This is a genomic window from Streptomyces sp. NPDC037054 (assembly GCF_055606745.1).
Genome location: NZ_JBVJSJ010000001.1, coordinates 444,910 through 462,586 on the forward strand (window position 1 = coordinate 444,910; position 17,677 = coordinate 462,586).

At 71.5% G+C, this 17,677-nt stretch carries 16 protein-coding genes; 8 read left to right on the top strand and 8 right to left on the bottom strand.

Features of this window, described 5'->3' with window-relative positions:
• Window positions 1–43: 43 nt before the first annotated feature.
• The gene (locus ACZ7D7_RS01955) at window positions 44–2,386 is read right to left on the bottom strand and encodes a transglycosylase domain-containing protein (protein ID WP_470821552.1); all 2,343 of its coding nucleotides are present in this window, start codon (window positions 2,384–2,386) and stop codon (window positions 44–46) included.
• 260 nt (window positions 2,387–2,646) lie between these two features.
• On the opposite strand from ACZ7D7_RS01955, the gene ACZ7D7_RS01960 reads away from it, so the two are divergent.
• From ACZ7D7_RS01960 to ACZ7D7_RS01980, 5 genes are all read left to right on the top strand, one after another.
• Complete coding sequence (locus ACZ7D7_RS01960) at window positions 2,647–3,582, top strand: SPFH domain-containing protein (RefSeq protein ID WP_470821553.1); 936 nt, start codon at window positions 2,647–2,649, stop codon at window positions 3,580–3,582.
• Window positions 3,579–3,890 carry a type II toxin-antitoxin system antitoxin gene (locus ACZ7D7_RS01965; protein WP_470821554.1) on the top strand — a complete coding sequence of 104 codons (312 nt, stop codon included), beginning with the start codon at window positions 3,579–3,581 and terminating at the stop codon, window positions 3,888–3,890. The genes ACZ7D7_RS01960 and ACZ7D7_RS01965 overlap by 4 nt, the downstream gene beginning before the upstream one ends.
• Window positions 3,891–4,045: 155 nt before the next feature.
• Window positions 4,046–4,570: a PadR family transcriptional regulator gene (locus ACZ7D7_RS01970; RefSeq protein ID WP_470821555.1), complete on the top strand. Its 525-nt coding sequence runs from the start codon at window positions 4,046–4,048 to the stop codon at window positions 4,568–4,570.
• On the top strand, window positions 4,567–5,256 hold the full coding sequence (locus ACZ7D7_RS01975; protein ID WP_470821557.1) for an ABC transporter ATP-binding protein: 690 nt from the start codon (window positions 4,567–4,569) through the stop codon (window positions 5,254–5,256). Before ACZ7D7_RS01970 ends, ACZ7D7_RS01975 begins: the two co-directional genes overlap by 4 nt.
• The gene (locus ACZ7D7_RS01980; RefSeq protein WP_470821558.1) at window positions 5,253–7,586 is read left to right on the top strand and encodes an ABC transporter permease; all 2,334 of its coding nucleotides are present in this window, start codon (window positions 5,253–5,255) and stop codon (window positions 7,584–7,586) included. Before ACZ7D7_RS01975 ends, ACZ7D7_RS01980 begins: the two co-directional genes overlap by 4 nt.
• 130 nt (window positions 7,587–7,716) lie before the next feature.
• Here ACZ7D7_RS01980 and ACZ7D7_RS01985 read toward each other — a convergent pair whose 3' ends face one another.
• Window positions 7,717–8,655 carry a LysR substrate-binding domain-containing protein gene (locus ACZ7D7_RS01985; protein ID WP_470821560.1) on the bottom strand — a complete coding sequence of 313 codons (939 nt, stop codon included), beginning with the start codon at window positions 8,653–8,655 and terminating at the stop codon, window positions 7,717–7,719.
• A gap of 134 nt (window positions 8,656–8,789) precedes the next feature.
• On the opposite strand from ACZ7D7_RS01985, the gene ACZ7D7_RS01990 reads away from it, so the two are divergent.
• Window positions 8,790–9,344, top strand: coding sequence for a peroxiredoxin (locus tag ACZ7D7_RS01990; RefSeq protein ID WP_470821561.1), 555 nt, complete (start codon window positions 8,790–8,792; stop codon window positions 9,342–9,344).
• A gap of 6 nt (window positions 9,345–9,350) precedes the next feature.
• Window positions 9,351–9,884 (top strand): alkyl hydroperoxide reductase, encoded by a 534-nt coding sequence (locus tag ACZ7D7_RS01995; RefSeq protein WP_470821563.1) that lies wholly within the window; start codon window positions 9,351–9,353, stop codon window positions 9,882–9,884.
• Window positions 9,885–9,960: 76 nt separating this feature from the next.
• On the opposite strand, the gene ACZ7D7_RS02000 is transcribed toward ACZ7D7_RS01995, so the two are convergent.
• The 6 genes from ACZ7D7_RS02000 to ACZ7D7_RS02025 form a co-directional block, all read right to left on the bottom strand.
• Window positions 9,961–11,310 (bottom strand): AI-2E family transporter, encoded by a 1,350-nt coding sequence (locus tag ACZ7D7_RS02000; protein WP_470821564.1) that lies wholly within the window; start codon window positions 11,308–11,310, stop codon window positions 9,961–9,963.
• 159 nt (window positions 11,311–11,469) lie between these two features.
• Window positions 11,470–12,177 (bottom strand): aggregation-promoting factor C-terminal-like domain-containing protein, encoded by a 708-nt coding sequence (locus ACZ7D7_RS02005; protein WP_470821565.1) that lies wholly within the window; start codon window positions 12,175–12,177, stop codon window positions 11,470–11,472.
• Between the two features lie 425 nt (window positions 12,178–12,602).
• Window positions 12,603–13,928, bottom strand: coding sequence for a PhoH family protein (locus tag ACZ7D7_RS02010; protein ID WP_470821567.1), 1,326 nt, complete (start codon window positions 13,926–13,928; stop codon window positions 12,603–12,605).
• 323 nt (window positions 13,929–14,251) lie between these two features.
• The gene (locus tag ACZ7D7_RS02015) at window positions 14,252–15,025 is read right to left on the bottom strand and encodes an isoprenyl transferase (protein ID WP_470821568.1); all 774 of its coding nucleotides are present in this window, start codon (window positions 15,023–15,025) and stop codon (window positions 14,252–14,254) included.
• Between the two features lie 150 nt (window positions 15,026–15,175).
• Window positions 15,176–15,679 carry a hypothetical protein gene (locus tag ACZ7D7_RS02020; RefSeq protein WP_470821570.1) on the bottom strand — a complete coding sequence of 168 codons (504 nt, stop codon included), beginning with the start codon at window positions 15,677–15,679 and terminating at the stop codon, window positions 15,176–15,178.
• Window positions 15,680–16,154: 475 nt separating this feature from the next.
• Window positions 16,155–17,018 (bottom strand): methyltransferase domain-containing protein, encoded by an 864-nt coding sequence (locus ACZ7D7_RS02025; RefSeq protein WP_470821571.1) that lies wholly within the window; start codon window positions 17,016–17,018, stop codon window positions 16,155–16,157.
• A 175-nt stretch (window positions 17,019–17,193) separates the two neighbouring features.
• On the opposite strand from ACZ7D7_RS02025, the gene ACZ7D7_RS02030 reads away from it, so the two are divergent.
• A complete protein-coding gene (locus tag ACZ7D7_RS02030; protein ID WP_470821573.1) occupies window positions 17,194–17,652 on the top strand; it encodes a DUF192 domain-containing protein in 459 nt (152 codons plus the stop codon).
• The last annotated feature ends 25 nt before the right edge of the window (window positions 17,653–17,677 follow it).

Consider the following 17,677-nt stretch of genomic DNA (forward strand, 5'->3'; position numbering starts at 1 on the left):
GCCCCTCCTCTCGTGCGGGCTGCCGCTCGTCTTCCCGTGCGGGCTACCGCTCGTCCTTGTCCCGCTCGTCGCTGCCGGGTTCCACGGGGTCGAGGGTGATGTCGCCGGTGGGTTCGCCGGTCGGTGGCGGGGCCGTGGGCCGGCCCGTCGGGGACTGGGTCGGCGTCCCGGTGGGTTCCTCGGTCGTCGGCGTCCCGGAGGGCGTCTCGCTCGGCTCCTCGGTCGTCGGCGTCTCGCTCGGCTCCTCGCTGGACGGTTCCTCGCTGGGCGTGGGGCTCTCCGTCGGCTCGACGCCCGCGCCCTGCTTGGTCTCCAGGTCGAACTCGCTGACCTCGTCCAGCACGCCGAAGGTGTACGCCGACCAGATCTGCGCCGGGAAGCCGCCGCCGTTGACGCGGGGCTGGCCGCCGGCGCCGTACATCTTGGTCTGCGCGTGGGTCTTGGCGTCCTCGCCGAACAGGCCGACGGAGGTGACCAGGTCGGGCGTGTAGCCGGTGAACCAGGCCGACTTGTTGTCGTCGGACGTACCGGTCTTGCCGGCGACCTGCTGGCCGCCGCGCAGCGGGTTGTCGCGCACGGACACCTTGGCCGTACCGTCGTCGACCACGCCGGTCAGCACCGACGTGACCGTGTCGGCGGCCTCGCGGCTGATGACCTGGTCGCCGACCGCGTCCGGCATCGTGACCGTGCGGGTCTGGTGCTTGGCGGACTTCACGATGGTCGGCGTGACCTGCTTGCCGTGGTTGGCGAGGGTGGCGTAGACCCCGGCCATCTCCAGCGGGCTCGCGCCCATGCTGCCCAGGGTCTGCGCGGGCACGGCCTCCATGCCCTCGATGTCCATGCCGAGCTTGCCGGCGGTCTCCACGACCTTCTCCATGCCGACGTCGACGCCCATCTGCGCGAAGACGGAGTTGATGGACTTGTTCATCGCCGTCTGGACGGTGACGTCGCCGTAGCTGCGGTCGTCCTCGTTCTCGGGGGCGAAGCCGACCTTGGTGCCGTTGTCCACGACGGGGCGCTTGCTGGTGCCGTCGTAGATCGTGTCGGCCGTGATCGGCGTGCCGTCCTGGGTCTCGGCGTCGTCCTCCACGGCGGCGGCCAGGATGACCGGCTTGAAGGTGGAGGCCGGCTGGTAGTCGGTGCGGGTCGCGTTGTTGAAGTAGTGCTTGAAGTAGTCGACGCCGCCGTACATGGCGACGACCTTGCCGGTCTTCGGGTCCACGGAGGCGGCACCGGCCTGGACGTTCCGGTCGACCTTGCGCTTCTTCGGGTCCAGCTTGCTGGTGAGCTGCGTCTTGGCGGCCTTCTCCAGCGCCTTCTGCTTCTTCTTGTCGATGTTGAGGGTGATGGTCCAGCCACCGGCGTTGACCATCGTCTCGGCCTGCTTGAGGTTCTCGGCGGCGCCCTCGGCGACCAGTTGCCTCTCCAGCTGGTTGTTGGCCGCGTTCACCAGGTAGCCGGTCTGGCCCTCCATGCCGGGCGCGCCCCGCGGCTCCTCGGGCTTGGGGAACTTCAGTTCCTGCCGCTTGGCGCTGTCCAGCCAGCCTTCCTCGACCATGTTGTCCAGCACGTAGTTCCAGCGGTCCGTGACCAGGGCCTTGCCGGTGTCCGAGGCGACCGCCCAGTCGTACTGGCTCGGCGCCTGGAGCAGCGCGGCGAGGTACGCGCCCTGCGCGACGTCGAGGTCCTCGGCGTCGACGCGGTAGTAGGCCTGGGCGGCGGCCTGGATGCCGTAGGCGCCGCGGCCGTAGTAGCTGGTGTTGATGTAGCCGGCGAGGATCTCGTCCTTGGACTTCTCGCGGTCCACCTTCAGCGAGATGACCAGCTCCTTGAGCTTGCGGGAGACGGTCTGTTCCTGCGAGAGGTAGTAGTTCTTGACGTACTGCTGGGTGATGGTCGAGCCGCCCTGGGCGCCGCGGCCGGCGAGCGTGTTGAACACGCCGCGCGCGGTTCCCTTCAGGTCGACGCCGGCGTCCTTGTAGAACGTCTTGTTCTCGGCGGCGACGAAGGTGTACCGGACGTCCTTGGGGACCTTGGCCAGGTCGACGATCTCGCGGTTGCGCTCGCCGGAGCGGGCCATCATCGAGCCGTCGCTGTACTTGTAGACGTTGCTCTGCAGCTCCGCGTCGGCGTTCCCCTGGGGGATGCCGATCATCATGTACAGCACGATGAAGGCGCCCATGCCGAGCAGGCACATGCCGAAGAAGGTCCCGAGGATCTTCTTCCAGGTGAACAGCCTGCGTATGCCGCTCTTGCCGCCGCCCCGCGCCGCCCGCCGGGCCGCCGCCCGGCCTCCGACGCCGGCCGACGGGGTCCCGGACGAGCGCCTGGGCGCGGCGCGACGGCCGCCGCGCTGCCGCGCTCGTCTGTCTTCCGCTCGTCCCATGGGTCCGATCCGCTCCGCTTCACTCATGTGCGATCAGGAGTCACACAGGTTGGCCGCTCAGGTCAGCTCAGAAAGCTAACACCGGGAGATGTGGCACAGGGTTGCCGATCCCGTCCTTTACGGACGTGACAATCAGCACCCGTCTCACCGGAACCGACGTACGAGAGGGCTTCAGGGTTGCCATGCACAGGAAAAGTGATATCACTTAGATAGAACGACGATGACGCACCGACGGTCGGTGCGGGAACGGGGGACCTTCCATGTCCACACAGAACACCCAGGTCGGCGCCGATGTGCCGGAGATGCCGGCGCCGCGCGTGCGGGAGACGCAGGCCCACAGCATCGGCGGCGGACTCGCCCTGCTGCTGGGGCTGGTGGGGCTGCTGGTCGCGATCGGCATGATCGTGGGCGCCACGGCGGTCTCCGCGACCGGCGCCAAGGCCGCCCTGATCATCGGCGGCGTCCTGATCGGCATCGCCGCGTTCCTCGCGATGTGCGGACTGAACATGGTCGCGCCGGGCGAGGCGCGCGTCGTGCAGCTCTTCGGCCGCTACCGGGGCACGATCCGGCAGGACGGGCTGCGCTGGGTGAACCCGCTCACGTCGCGCACCAAGATCTCGACCCGGGTCCGCAACCACGAGACCGCCGTCCTGAAGGTCAACGACGCCTACGGCAACCCGATCGAGCTGGCCGCGGTCGTGGTGTGGCGGGTCGAGGACACCGCGCAGGCCACCTTCGAGGTCGACGACTACATCGAGTTCGTCTCCACGCAGACCGAGGCGGCCGTCCGGCACATCGCCATCGAGTACCCCTACGACGCCCACGACGAGAACGGCCTCTCGCTGCGCGGCAACGCCGAGGAGATCACCGAGAAGCTCGCCGTCGAACTCCACGCGCGTGTGGAGGCGGCCGGTGTGCAGATCATCGAATCCCGCTTCACGCACCTCGCCTACGCCCCCGAGATCGCCTCGGCGATGCTCCAGCGGCAGCAGGCCGGCGCGGTGGTCGCGGCGCGCCGCCAGATCGTGGACGGCGCGGTCGGCATGGTCGAGGCGGCACTGGCCAGGATCGCCCAGGAGGGCATCGTGGAACTGGACGAGGAGCGCAAGGCGACGATGGTGTCCAACCTGCTGGTCGTGCTGTGCGGGGACCGTGCCGCGCAGCCGGTCGTCAACACCGGGACCCTCTACCAGTGACGGCCCACGCCGATCCGCCCGAGGAGCCCACTCCTCGGCGACGCGGGCCGCAGCAGCGCAAGCAGGTGCTGCTGCGGCTCGACCCGTCGGTGTACGAGGCGCTGGCGCGGTGGGCGGGGGACGAGCTGCGGTCGGCCAACGCGCAGATCGAGTTCCTGCTGCGCAAGGCGCTGTCCGACGCGGGCCGGCTGCCGAAGGAGACGGGCCCGCTGCCGCGACGGGGCCGCCCGCCGGGCGGTTCCCCCTCCGGCCCGCCGCCGGACCGACCGGCCACACCGCGGGACCGACCGGCCACACCGCCGGACTGACCGGCCGCGTAACCCGAAGAACCGCCGCGCCACCAAGGAATCTCCGCGTCGCCAAGGAATTGCCGCGTCGCCGAAGGCCCGTCCGCACCAGCCGGACGGGCCTTCTCGCCCCCCTCTATACACACGACGTATACACGGTGTGTAGAGTGCGCCCCATGTCCATCGGTCACACACTCCTCGGTCTCCTCGAGTCGGGCCCGCGCCACGGCTACGACCTCAAGCGGGCCTTCGACGAGAAGTTCGGTCAGGACCGGCCCCTGCACTACGGCCAGGTCTACTCCACGATGTCCCGCCTGCTGAAGAACGGCCTCGTGGAGGTCGACGGCATCGAGCCCGGCGGCGGCCCCGAGCGCAAGCGGTACGCCATCACCGACGCCGGCGTCAGCGACGTCGAGCAGTGGCTCGCGACGCCGGAGAAGCCCGAGCCGTACCTCCAGTCGACCCTCTACACCAAGGTCGTCCTCGCGCTCCTCACCCGCCGCGACGCCGCCGACATCCTCGACACGCAGCGCGCCGAACACCTGCGCATGATGCGCATCCTCACCGACCGCAAGCGCAAGGGCGACCTCGCCGACCAACTCATCTGCGACCACGCCCTGTTCCACCTGGAGGCCGATCTGCGCTGGCTGGAACTGACCGCCGCGCGTCTCGACAAGCTGGCGCAGGCGGTGACCCGATGACCCCACCGCCCGGCTCCCTGCTCGTCGCCGACCAGCTGCGCAAGGCGTACGGTCCGACGACCGCCCTGGACGGCGCCGACTTCTCCATCCACCCCGGCGAGGTCGTCGCCGTCATGGGTCCTTCCGGTTCCGGCAAGTCGACGCTGCTGCACTGCCTCGCCGGCATCGTGACGCCCGACTCCGGCTCGATCCTGTACGACGGGCGGGAGATGGCGACCATGAGCGACACCCGGCGCAGCGCGCTCAGGCGCTCCGAGTTCGGGTTCGTCTTCCAGTTCGGCCAGTTGGTGCCCGAGTTGACGTGCGTGGAGAACGTGGCGCTGCCGCTGCGGCTGAACGGCCGCCCCCGCAAGGAGGCCGAGCGGGCGGCGCTGGCCTGGATGGAGCGGCTGGAGGTCGACGACCTGCGCGGGAAGCGGCCGGGCGAGGTGTCCGGCGGTCAGGGCCAGCGGGTCGCCGTGGCCCGCGCGCTGGTGACCGGGCCGCGGGTGCTGTTCGCGGACGAGCCGACCGGCGCGCTCGACTCGCTCAACGGCGAGCGCGTCATGGACCTGCTGACGGACGCCGCCCGGTCGGCGGGCGCGGCCGTGGTGCTGGTGACGCACGAGGCGCGGGTGGCGGCGTACTCCGACCGGGAGATCGTCGTGCGGGACGGCAGGTCGCGGGACATGGAGCGCGCCGTATGAGTGCGCGTCAGTGGTCCAGGGACCTGGCGATGGGGGCGCGGTTCGCGTTCACCGGCGGGCGCGAGGGCTGGGTGCGGGCCCTGCTGACGGCGGTCGGCGTGGGTCTGGGCGTGGCGCTGCTGCTGCTGACGACGGCGATCCCGAGCGCGCTGGCGGCGCGGGACGCGCGGGAGAGCGCGCGCACCGACTTCACGCTCGGCGGCGAGCAGGTGCCGAAGGGCCCCGGGACCCTGCTCGTCGCGAACTTCTCGACGGACTTCCGCGACAAGGTGGTACGCGGCCGGGGCCTGGAGCCCGAGGGGCCGGGGGCGCCGCTGCCGCCCGGCGTGACGCGTTTCCCCGCCGTGGGCGAGATGGTGGTCTCCCCCGCGCTGGAGCGGCTGCTGGCGTCGGACGACGGCCGGCTGCTGCGGGAGCGGCTCCCGGAGCGGATCGTCGGCACGATCGCCGAGAGGGGCCTGGTGGGCTCCGCCGAACTCGCCTTCTACCGGGGCGCGGACGGCTTGGCCCCGCACGTCGGCGACGGCCTGGTGTCCCGCCTCGACCGGTTCGGCGACCCGGACGCGACGTCGGAACCGCTGGACCCGGTGCTGCTCCTGCTGGTGCTGGTCGTGTTCGTGGTGCTGCTGATGCCGGTCGCTGTGTTCATCGCGGCGGCCGTACGGTTCGGTGGCGAGCGGCGCGACCGGCGGCTCGCGGCGCTGCGGCTGGTGGGCTCCGACAGCCGCATGACGCGGCGGATCGCGGCCGGTGAGGCGCTGGCGGGCGCGGCGCTGGGGCTGGTGTTCGGCGCGGGCTTCTTCCTGATCGGGCGGCAGGTCGCCGGGTCGGTGGAGGTGTTCGGGGTCAGCGTGTTCCCGAGCTATCTGAACCCGTCGCCGGCACTGGCGCTGCTGGTCGCGGTCGCGGTGCCCGCGGCGGCTGCGCTGGTCACGATGTTCGCGCTGCGCGGCGTGGTGATCGAACCGCTCGGCGTGGTGCGCAGCGCGAAGCCCCGGCGCCGCCGGCTGTGGTGGCGGCTGCTGCTGCCGCTGGGCGGGCTCGCGCTGCTGTACCCGATGGTCGGCCAGGGCCGCGAGGGCGGCGACTTCAACCAGTACCTGGTGACGGGCGGCGTCCTGCTGCTGCTGATCGGCGTGACGGCGCTGCTGCCGTGGGTGGTGGAGGCGGTCGTCGCCCGGCTCGGCGGGGGCGGTGTCGCCTGGCAACTGGCCGTGCGCCGACTCCAGTTGAGCAGCGGAACGGCAGCCCGGATGGTCAACGGCATCGCGGTCGCGGTGGCCGGGGCGATCGCGCTGCAGATGCTGTTCGCCGGGGTGGAGAGCGACTACCGCGAGGACACCGGCCTGGACCTCACGCGGGCGCAGATGCAGGTGTCCCTGCCCGCCGGCGTCCCCGTGGGCCCCGCGACCGAGAAATTCCGCTCCACCGGGGGCGTGCGTGCGGCGTACTCCTACGCGGAGGGATCCGCCGGCGACCGGCGCGCCAATCCGGAGGCGAGCGTCCAGATGACCGTCGGGAACTGCGCGGCGCTGCGGCAGATGGCCGACCTGCCCTCGTGCCGGGACGGCGACGTGTTCGCGGTGCGGGGCGCGGAGTACGACACCGAGACCCCCAAGCTGGCGAAGCCGGGCCGGACCCTGTACGTCGACCCGTCCTACGGGGACGGTTCGCCGGGGCGCGCCGTGGCCTGGACCGTGCCGCGGGAGCTGAAGCGGGCCGAGGCGCGGATCGGGATCAACGGCGCCCAGCGGGCCGGGCTCCTGCTCACCTCGAAGGCGCTGCCCGCGGCGGCCGGGCCCGCTCTGCGCGGGGAGGTGTACCTCCGGCTCGACGGGTCGGTGCCCGAGGCGCACGAGCTGGTGCGGAACACGGCGGCGGCCGTCGACCCGCTGGCGTACCCCATGACGTGGTCGGCGGCGAACGAGTCCGAGCGGTTCACGGCGATCCGGACCGGGCTGCTCGTCGGCGCGGCCTGCGTGCTGGCGCTGATCGGGGCGAGCCTGCTGGTGTCCCAGCTGGAGCAGTTGCGGGAGCGGCGCAGGCTGCTGTCGGCGCTGGTCGCCTTCGGCACGCGGCGCCGGACGCTGAGCCTGTCGGTGCTGTGGCAGACGGCGATCCCGATCGCCCTGGGCCTGGTCCTGGCGTGCGCGGTGGGGCTGACGCTGGGGGCGGTGCTGCTGCGGATGACGGACACGACGGTGCGGGTCGACTGGTCGAGCGTCCTGTCCATGACCGGGATCGGCGCGGGGGTCGTCCTGGCGGTGACCCTGCTGAGCCTGCCCCCGCTGATCCGCCTGATGCGTCCGGAAGGGCTGCGGACGGAGTAGCGCGAGGGCGGCCGGGGCGATGACGGCCGGGCGACCGGGCGGCCGGGACCGCGGACGGCCGGACGACCGGAGGGCCATGACGGCCGGACGACCGGGGCCGCGGACGGCCGGGGGCGAGGGCGGAACACGGTCAGGGCACGGTCCGCACCGGCAGTTCCCCCATCGCCTCCCGCAGTGCCGCCGCCAGTTGCTCGTACTCCGCCGCCCGGGCCGACCCCGTGCGCATCGCGAGTGCGACGCGCCGGGTGGGGGCCGGGTCGGTGAAGAACGCCGTGCGCAGGCCGCTGGAGCGGGAGATCTCCACCTTGACGGCCGTGCGCGGCAGCAGCGTGACGCCGAGGCCGCCCGCCACCAGTTGCACCAGTGTCGACAGGCCGGCCGCCGTGGTGGTCGCCGGGACGTCCCCGCGCCCGGCGTCCCGGCAGATGTCGAGGGCCTGGTCGCGCAGGCAGTGCCCCTCGTCGAGGAGCAGCAGGTTCAGCTCGCGCAGCACCGAGCGGGGCAGGTCCCGCTGTCCGCCGAGCGGATGGTCCAGCGGCGTGACGAGGACGAAGTCCTCGTCGAAGAGGGGCAGTTCGGCCACGCCGGGGACGCCGAGCGGCACCGCGAGCAGCAGCAGGTCGAGCCGGCCGCCGGCCAGCCCCTCCAGCAGGTTGGCGGTCTGCTCCTCGTGGACCTGGAGGTCGAGGTGCGGGTAGCGGTCGTGGACGAGGCGCAGCACGGTCGGCAGCAGGTAGGGCGCGACGGTCGGGATGACGCCGAGCCGCAGCGCGCCCGTGAAGGGCGCCCGTACCGCCTCGGCCTCCTCCATGAGCGCGCCGACCTCGTCCAGTACGGCCTTGGCGCGCACGGCGAGCCGCTCGCCGGCGGGCGACAGCAGCACCTTTCGGGTGGTGCGCTCCAGGAGGGTGACGCCGAGCGCCTCCTCCAGGGCGGAGACGGCACCGGACAGGGCGGGCTGGCTCATCCCTATCGCCGCGGCGGCATCCCGGAAGTGGAGATGCTCGGCGACGGCGGCGAACGCCCTCAGCTGGGCGAGGCTCGGCTGCCTCTTCTTACCCACGGTCACTAATAGCCACCTCCGATCAACCCGACCGAGTGTAGCTATTTCCACAATCAATGCACCCTGTGCCAACATCAACAGCGAACCAACCCCAAGGGAAACCCGGCAATCCCGGCGTTTCCTCGCTGCAAGGAGAGCGTGTGCTCACTGTCGGTGACAAGTTCCCCGAGTTCGAACTGACCGCCTGCGTCTCGCTGGAGAAGGGCAAGGAGTTCGAGACGATCAACCACAAGACCTACGAGGGCAAGTGGAAGATCGTCTTCGCGTGGCCCAAGGACTTCACCTTCGTGTGCCCGACCGAGATCGCGGCCTTCGGCAAGCTGAACGACGAGTTCGCCGACCGCGACGCCCAGATCCTCGGCTTCTCCGGTGACTCCGAGTTCGTGCACCACGCCTGGCGCAAGGACCACGAGGACCTGCGTGACCTGCCGTTCCCGATGATGGCCGACCCCAAGCACGAGCTGATGCGCGACCTCGGCATCGAGGGCGAGGACGGCTACGCCAAGCGCGCGGTGTTCATCGTGGACCAGAACAACGAGATCCAGTTCACGATGGTGACCGCCGGCTCCGTCGGCCGTAACCCGAAGGAGGTCCTGCGGGTCCTGGACGCCCTGCAGACCGACGAGCTGTGCCCGTGCAACTGGAGCAAGGGCGACGAGACCCTGGACCCGGTCGCGCTGCTGGCCGGGGAGTGACCTGACATGTCGCTCGACTCCCTGAAGTCCTCGATACCGGACTACGCCAAGGACCTGAAGCTCAACCTGGGCTCGGTCATCGGCAACTCCGAGCTGCCCGCGCAGCAGCTGTGGGGCACGGTGCTGGCGACCGCCATCGCCTCCCGCTCCCCCATCGTGCTGCGCGAGCTGGAGCCCGAGGCGAAGGCGAACCTCTCGCCGGAGGCGTACACGGCCGCCAAGGCCGCCGCCGCCGTCATGGCGATGAACAACGTCTTCTACCGCACCCGCCACCTGCTGTCGGACCACGAGTACGGCACGCTGCGCGCGGGTCTGCGGATGAACGTCATCGGCAACCCCGGCGTCGACAAGGTCGACTTCGAGCTGTGGTCGTTCGCCGTCTCCGCCATCAACGGCTGCGGCATGTGCCTCGACTCGCACGAGCAGGTGCTGCGCAAGGCCGGCATGGACCGTGACACGATCCAGGAGGCCTTCAAGATCGCGTCCGTGATCCAGGCCGTGGGCGTCACGCTGGACGCCGAGGCGGTCCTCGCGGAGTAGTCCGTTCCGCACGGCAACGCACCGGGGCCCCGGTCACCTTCGAGGTGGCCGGGGCCCCGTCGTACCGTGCGCGGCCCTACTCCTTGCGCCCGGGAGGCCCGGATGCCCCGGACGCCCCGGGAGGCCCGGAGGGCGGCGCCGGCGGTGCCGTCGACGCCACGTCGGAGGCCGTCGCGCCGCGCGGCTTCGGCGCGTACCGCAGCGCCGCCTCGTGCGAGTACGCCCGCAGATAGCCCGCCACCGTGTTCGTCACGGCGACCAGCGGCACGGCCACCACGGCGCCGCCGATGCCCGCCACCAGACCGCCGCCGGCCACCGACAGCACCACCGCCAGCGGATGGACGCGCACCGCGCGCCCGAGGATGAACGGCTGGAGGATGTGCCCCTCGATCTGCTGCACCGCCAGCACCACCACCAGGGTCATGACGGCCGTGAACACGCCCTGCGTGACCAGCGCGACGACCACCGCGAGAGCACCGGAGACGACGGCACCGACCAGCGGGATGAAGGCGAACAGGAAGATGAACACGGCCAGCGGCACCGCCATCGGCACATCGAGGAAGTAGATGCCGAGGCCGATGAAGATGGCGTCGATGAGGGCGACTATCACCGTGCCGCGCACATAGGCGGTGAGCGTCCGCCACGCGCGCGGGCCCGCGCCCGCCACGCCCGGCCGGGCCGCCGCCGGCACCAGCTTCAGCGTCCACTCCCAGATCCGCTTGCCGTCGTAGAGCAGGAACAGCGTCGAGAAGATCGTCAGCAGGATGCCGGTCAGCGCCTCCACGACGACCGTCACGCCCTCCAGGCCCGCCGAGGTGATGGCGTCCGTGTTGGCGCCGACCGCCTCGCGCAGGTTCTTGGCGATCTCGTTGATCTGCTTGTCGGTGACGTGGAAGGGGCTGTTGAGCAGCCACCTGCGCAACTCGTCGATGCCGTCCTGGATCTGGTCGGAGAGGTCGTCGATGTTCTCCATGACCTGCCAGGTCACGAACCAGCCCATGAGGCCCATCACGACGAACCCGAGGATCGCGGTCAGCGCGGTGGCCAGACCCCGCGGCACCCCGCGCCGCCGCAGCCGCGCCACGGTCGGCTGGAGCAGCGCCGTGATGAGCAGCGCCCCGACGAACGCCAGCACGACGAGCTGCACGGCGCTGATGACCCGCATCAGCACCCAGACCGTGCCCGCCAGCACCAGCAGCCGCCAGCCCGCCTCGGCGGCGACCCGCACTCCCCACGGCACGGCCTGCGCCGGGTCGGGACGGGCGGGGAAGGCGGGGGCGTACTCGGGGGGTGGGGGGACGTGCTGGACGACGGGTTCGGGGTCGGCGTTCTCCCGCTCCGCCTCGGCGCGGCGCTCGTCCAACCGCCTGCTCATTCCGGTGAGTCCGGCGCCCAGCCGGCCGAGCCACCTTGGCACTCGCGACATGATCAGTCCTTTTCCCCCGTCTCTCCGCATCACTCCCCCCAGGAGCCGTCCCGACAGACCGTACATGGCGAAAGCCCCCCACCGTAGGACGGTGAGGGGCTGCGCCGGGTTGAGCGGCCGCCGGAGCGCGGGACGCGGCTCGGCGGGCTCGGCTGAGGCTCAGTACCAGTTGTTGGCCTGCCAGAACGACCAGGCGTCACACGGGCTGCCGTAGCGCTCGTTCATGTAGTTGAGGCCCCACTTGATCTGGGTGGCCGGGTTGGTCTGCCAGTCGGCGCCGACGGAGGACATCTTGGAGCCGGGCAGGGCCTGGAAGAGACCGTAGGCGCCCGAGGACGGGTTGACGGCCTTGTAGTTCCAGTCGGACTCGTGGTCCACGATGTTGCTGAAGCACTGCCACTGGCCGCTGGGCACCATCGAGCGCGCCATCGCCTGGATCTCCGCGATGGAGTACGAGCTCTGGACGGCGAAGTCGGAGGCGTCCCGGGCGGCGCTGCGGCTGGCCGCCGCCTCTTCCGCCGCGCGCTTCTTGGCCTCCTCGGCCGCCTTGGCCGCCTTCTCGGCGGCCTCCTTCTTGGCGATGGCCATCTCGGCGGCTGCCTTGCGGGCCGCCTCTTCGGCGTCCTTCTTGGCGCTCGCGTCCGCGGCGATGGCCTGTGCGTCGGCCTGCTGCGTCAGGGATGCGGTCTGCACCTGGGCCTGCTGACCCGAGGGGATGTCCGCGAGCAGCGTCGCCGCCTCAGCTGCCGTCGCTTCGGCGTCGTTGTTCTGCGCGGTGCTGCCCGAGGCAACGCCGACGACGCTTCCGACAGCGGTGACCGCCGTGGCCGAGGCCACTGCGAATCCCCGGACCGAAATCCGGCTCACACGGTTTCCTTCCAGCATCGCCCGCTTCGGTGACCCTGGCGGACGCAATCGTGCCCCTGGCACTGGCCTCCCCAACTGCGGGGTCACGGGAGGCTCGGGCCCGGTGGGCAACTCCCTTGCGGGGAGCGCCGCGTGGTGCTCGGGCGGCATACGACAACGCTATGGAGTTGATGCTTCTTCTGTGGTGCCGTACCGCTGGCGGTACAGACGTGTCGTATGCGGGGCCTGACAGGAGTGAGACTCTGCCGCAACCGGCCGCCGCGAGGCAATTCCATCGCGGGTGTGAAAGCTCACACCTCGTTTGCGCCAGGACGTTTCAGGAAAGCCGCACACGCGCCGACGCCGCCCGGCTAGGCTCTACGCCTTTCCGGACGGCGCCAACTCCCGCGCAACCGGCCCTCACCGGGCCGTACGGAGTGAACCCGTCAGATCTGCCCGTCCTCCAGCATTTCGGTCACAAGGGCGGCGATCTGGGACCTCTCGGACCGCGTCAGCGTGACGTGCGCGAAGAGCGGATGACCCTTCAGTTTCTCCACGACGGCGACCACTCCGTCGTAGCGCCCGACGCGCAGATTGTCCCGCTGTGCCACGTCATGGGTCAGAACGACCCGTGAGTTCGCGCCGATTCGGGACAGCACGGTCAGCAGGACGTTCCGCTCCAGCGACTGCGCCTCGTCCACGATCACGAACGCGTCGTGGAGGGAACGGCCCCGGATGTGCGTGAGCGGGAGGACCTCCAGCATCCCGCGCGCGGTGACCTCCTCGATGACCTCACGGCTCGTGACCGCCGACAGCGTGTCGAACACCGCCTGGGCCCAGGGGCTCATCTTCTCGGCCTCGCTGCCGGGGAGATAGCCGAGCTCCTGCCCGCCCACCGCGTACAGCGGGCGGAAGACCATGATCTTCTCGTGCTGACGGCGTTCCAGGACCGCTTCGAGACCCGCGCACAGCGCCAGCGCCGACTTGCCGGTGCCGGCCCGGCCGCCCATCGACACGATCCCGACGTCGGGGTCGAGGAGCAGGTCGAGCGCGATGCGCTGCTCGGCGCTGCGGCCCTTGATGCCGAACGCCTCCCGGTCGCCGCGCACCAGACGGATGTTCCCCTCCGGCGTGACCCGCCCGAGCGCCTTGCCGCGCTCCGACTGGATGGTCAGGCCGGTGTGCACGGGCAGGCCGGCGGCCTCCGGCGCGTACAGGTGTCCTTCCTCGAAGAGGATGTCGACCTGCTCGCCGGGCAGGGTCAGTTCGGACATGCCGGTCCAGCCGGAGGCGTCCGTGATGGCGAGTTCCGCGCGGTACTCCTCGGCGAGGAGACCGACGGACGACGCCTTGATCCTGAGCGGCAGGTCCTTCGACACGACGGTGACGTCGAACCCCTCGGCCTGCAGATTGCGGGCCACCGCGAGGATGCGGGAGTCGTTGTCCCCCAGGCGGTAGCCACTGGGCAGCACGCTGGGGTCCGAGTGGTTGAGCTCGACACGGACGGTTCCGCCGAGTTCCCCGGTCGGGATGGGGGCGTCCAGCCGGCCGAACCGGACCCGGTAGTCGTCGAGCAGGCGCAGGGCCTGCCGGGCGAAATAGCCGAGTTCCGGATGGTTCCGCTTGGCCTCCAGCTCAGTGACCACCACGACGGGCAGCACGACTTCGTGCTCGTCGAAGCGGTTCATGGCGTTCGGGTCGGCCAGCAGGACGCTGGTGTCGAGAACATAGGTGCGCCGGTCGGGCTTGTGGCGCTTTGTGCTGGTCACCACGGAAGGACGTACCCCCTCGGATGAGGTCGGGGAGCGACGGAGTCGAGCTGGACCGGTCCTCGGCCGCGGAGCACCGCGGGCCGGGAACCGGCCCTCCGCGTCTTCCGTGCCGAAACCGCACGGTCGGGCTGGTGCAAAGGGCCTCCCGGGCGGACGGCCCCGTGCCGCCCGCTGAGATCCGACACCCGTGGTTCGGGCGTCGACCTGCTTGGCTTATGCCCTCGAACGACCACCGCCATGCCATGACGTGGCACGGCGCGCCGGTGAACTCCTCGTTACGCCTGGTCCCCGCGTGGTACCCGTCGCGGTTGGCCGCCCGCGGGTCAGCCGCCGAAACGCCGGTGGCGGGCGGCGTAGTCGCGCAGGGCGCGCAGGAAGTCGACCTTGCGGAAGGCCGGCCAGAAGACGTCGCAGAAGTAGTACTCGGAGTGCGCGCTCTGCCAGAGCATGAATCCGGACAGCCGCTGCTCGCCGCTGGTGCGGATCACGAGGTCGGGGTCGGGCTGGGCGCCGGTGTAGAGGTGACGGCCGATCATGTCGATGTCGACGGACTCGGCGAGCTCCTCCATCGACGTGCCCCGCTGCTGCGCCTCGAAGAGCATGGAGCGGACCGCGTCGGCGATCTCCTGCCGGCCGCCGTAGCCGATGGCGACGTTGACCAGTATCCCGGTGTTGTCCGCGGTGGCGCCCTCGGCCTCCTTGAGGGCGGTCTGGATGCGGTGCGGCAGCAGGTCCATCGTGCCGACGTGGTGCACGCGCCAGCGTCCGTCGGAGGCGAGGGTGCGTACGACGTCCTCGATGATGTCGAGGAGCGGGACCAGTTCGTCCTGCGGCCGGTCGAAGTTGTCCGTGGACAACAGCCAGAGGGTGACGACCTCGACGTCCGTCTCGCTGCACCAGCCGAGGAACTCCTCGACCTTGGCGGCTCCGGCGCGGTGGCCCTGCGCGGTGGTGGAGCCGGCCGCCTTCGCCCAGCGGCGGTTGCCGTCCATGATGACGCCGATGTGCTTGGGCACCTGAGCGTGGTCCAGGTGGCCCTCCACCCGGCGTGCGTACAGCCTGACCAGCAGGTTGCGCAGCTTGTCGCGCAGGATCACGTGATTGTCAGCCCCTCCGGACGGATCGGACAGGTCGGAACCGGGCCCGCGACCGGCGGGCGGGAGCGGCCGAGGGCGAGTCCCTGTCCGCATGGCGGTACCCCGGGGCGAAGCCTACCCCCGCCGCCGTCCGACGCCCGAAATCGGGTGTCAGGTGCCGTAAGGCCCGTACGGCACCTGCGGCGGCGTCCCGCCCCGGGGCCTCCGGAACCAGTCGCGCGCGGCGGCCGGCGCCAGCAGGACGACGAGGGTGATGACGCCGGCCAGCGGCACGAGGCCGCCCCCGGCGCCCCGCGAGGTCGCGCTGAGCGCGAGGAGGCCCTGCACGCAGGCCAGCACGATCGAGGCGACGCGGACGCCGTTGCCGCCGGTGGGGTAGCGGAACGCCAGCACGAAGAGGGGGACCGTCATCAGATACATGGCGAAGGTGCGCCCGGCGTCCTCGGCGCCAAAGACCGCGCCGGCGAGGACGGTGGCCAGCACCGCGAGCCCGCCCATCACGAACACGACGACTTGCGCGGCACGGACCTGCCCGGGCATGGCGAGGGGAGGCGCGGGGGCGTACGGGGTTTGTGGCTGGTGGCCGTACACGGAGTGGGGCGGATGACCGTACGGGGAGTGGGGCGGGTGGCCGTTCGAGTGATCGTTCGACATGCGCAGGACTGTAGCGGGGGCGCAGAGGGGCGGGCCGGTCGCACGTATGAAAAACGGGCCGGTCCGTGGGGGGGAGACGGACCGGCCCGAGGGGGGGTTTCCACCATAACCCTTTGTAAGTGGTGCTGTGTGCATCGGCGTGCCACAACTACTCTCCGAAATCGCTCGACAACGCGACAACGGCGGGAGAGAACCCCATAAAAGGCGACAACACGGCCGGGCGTGGCGGGAAATACGGACGGCGCGCCGGTCCCCCCGACGGGTGAACGCGGGGGCGGGCGCCTCATTGACAAGGAGTGCGGCTCCGCGCAGCCCCCTCCACTGCGCGGTGCCGCCCGCGCAGCTTTGCTCACGCGAATTACCTTGGTCTGAACTTACGTGAAAGCCCCGCCCGGATGCGAGCCGCGCGGATAACGATGTGGAAAACGTGTGAGGGCGCGCGCACAAAGGTGCAGGTGAACGGGATGCCGGGGCCCTACGCCTCGGTGGGCCGGCGGAGCTCGAAGAGATGCCGGGCGCTGTGGGCGACGAAGGGACCCTCGGCGCGGATCTTCTCGTGCAGGGCGCGGAGCCGGGGCTCGTACGCCTCGACGGTGAAGCCGGGCACCATCCAGATCACCTTGCGGAGGAAGTGCACGACGGCGGCGATGTCGTAGAACTCGACGCGCAGCCGCTCGGCGCGCAGGTCGACGACTTCGAGACCGGCGGCCTCGGCGTCGGCGCGCTCGCGGTCCGGGTCGCGGTGGGCGCGCGTGTCGTCCGGCAGGGGCCCGAGGAAGTACTCGACGAGTTCGAAGACGCTCGCGGGACCGACGTGCTGGGCGAAGTACGTGCCGCCGGGAGCGAGGACGCGGGCGATCTCGGACCAGTGCGGGCGCACGGGGTGCCGGCTGGAGACGAGGTCGAACGTCCCGTCGGCGAACGGCAGCGGCGCGTCCTCGTCGGCGGCGACGACGGGGACGCCGTGGGGGCCCAGGAGGGCGGTGGCCCCGGCGACGTTCGGCGGCCAGCCCTCGGTGGCGACGGCGAGTCGGGGCCGCGCGGGGGCGGCGGTGCGGAGCGCGAACTCCAGCACCTCCCCTCCCCCGGTCTGGATGTCGAGCGCGGCACGCGCGGCGCCGAGCCGCCCGGCGAGGGAACGGGCGTACCCCCAGGAGGGCCGGGCCTCGGTGGCGCGCCCCTCGAACCAGGAGAAGTCCCACCCCTCGGTGGGCACGGCGGCGCCTTCGGCGACGAGGTCCTCGAAGGAACGGTCGTTGGACGGCGGGGGCGGGGGCGGGGGTGAGGATGAGGGCGAGGGCGGGGGCGACGACGGGGGCGGAGTCGGGGTCGGGGGCATGGAGCGTTCCTATCCGGGGGACGGGCGGGCGGACAACGGGATTTCGGGGCCGGGGCCTCGGGCCGGGGCCTCGGGGCCGGATTCGGGCCGGGCTCTCGTCGCCGGGGCGCGGGGCGCGGGCCCTGGGGCACAGTGATTCCTCACGACTCGGGACGACGGGGAGCGGGGTGCCGGCATGGGGCGGTGGCGGGACGGGCGCGGGGAGTTGGTCGTGCATGGCGAGCACGGTGTACACGGCGAGCACGGCGAGCAGACGGAGGGGGCGGAGGGGGCGGGCCCGGGGTCGCCGGTGCCGGCGCGGCGGGTGCCGCTGGAGATCGCGAGTTCGTACCGGGCGCGTACGAGGGGTCTGCTGGGCCGGGACTCGGTCGACGGCGCGATCCTCCTCACCCCCGCGAACAGCGTGCACACCTTCCGCATGCGCATCCCGATCGACGTCGCCTACCTGAACCGCCGCTTCGAGGTCGTCGCCGTACGCACGATGCGCCCCGGCCGGCTGGGCCTGCCCCGGCCGCGGGCCCGGCACGTGCTGGAGGCGGCGGCGGGGGCCATGGCGGGGTGGGGGCTTGTGGTGGGGTCGCGGGTGGAGGTGCTGACGGGCGGCTCCGACGACGGCCACGACGGCTCCGGCTGACGGGGCGGGAGCCGTTCCGGCGGGC

What these genes read in the sequence shown, in the direction of transcription:
- ACZ7D7_RS01955 (WP_470821552.1), bottom strand. Translation starts at nt 2,386, where the DNA reads ATGGGACGAGCGGAAGACAGACGAGCGCGGCAGCGCGGCGGCCGTCGC.
- ACZ7D7_RS01960 (WP_470821553.1), top strand. Translation starts at nt 2,647, where the DNA reads ATGTCCACACAGAACACCCAGGTCGGCGCCGATGTGCCGGAGATGCCG.
- ACZ7D7_RS01970 (WP_470821555.1), top strand. Translation starts at nt 4,046, where the DNA reads ATGTCCATCGGTCACACACTCCTCGGTCTCCTCGAGTCGGGCCCGCGC.
- ACZ7D7_RS01975 (WP_470821557.1), top strand. Translation starts at nt 4,567, where the DNA reads ATGACCCCACCGCCCGGCTCCCTGCTCGTCGCCGACCAGCTGCGCAAG.
- ACZ7D7_RS01980 (WP_470821558.1), top strand. Translation starts at nt 5,253, where the DNA reads ATGAGTGCGCGTCAGTGGTCCAGGGACCTGGCGATGGGGGCGCGGTTC.
- ACZ7D7_RS01995 (WP_470821563.1), top strand. Translation starts at nt 9,351, where the DNA reads ATGTCGCTCGACTCCCTGAAGTCCTCGATACCGGACTACGCCAAGGAC.
- ACZ7D7_RS02000 (WP_470821564.1), bottom strand. Translation starts at nt 11,310, where the DNA reads ATGTCGCGAGTGCCAAGGTGGCTCGGCCGGCTGGGCGCCGGACTCACC.
- ACZ7D7_RS02020 (WP_470821570.1), bottom strand. Translation starts at nt 15,679, where the DNA reads ATGTCGAACGATCACTCGAACGGCCACCCGCCCCACTCCCCGTACGGT.
- ACZ7D7_RS02025 (WP_470821571.1), bottom strand. Translation starts at nt 17,018, where the DNA reads ATGCCCCCGACCCCGACTCCGCCCCCGTCGTCGCCCCCGCCCTCGCCC.
- ACZ7D7_RS02030 (WP_470821573.1), top strand. Translation starts at nt 17,194, where the DNA reads ATGGGGCGGTGGCGGGACGGGCGCGGGGAGTTGGTCGTGCATGGCGAG.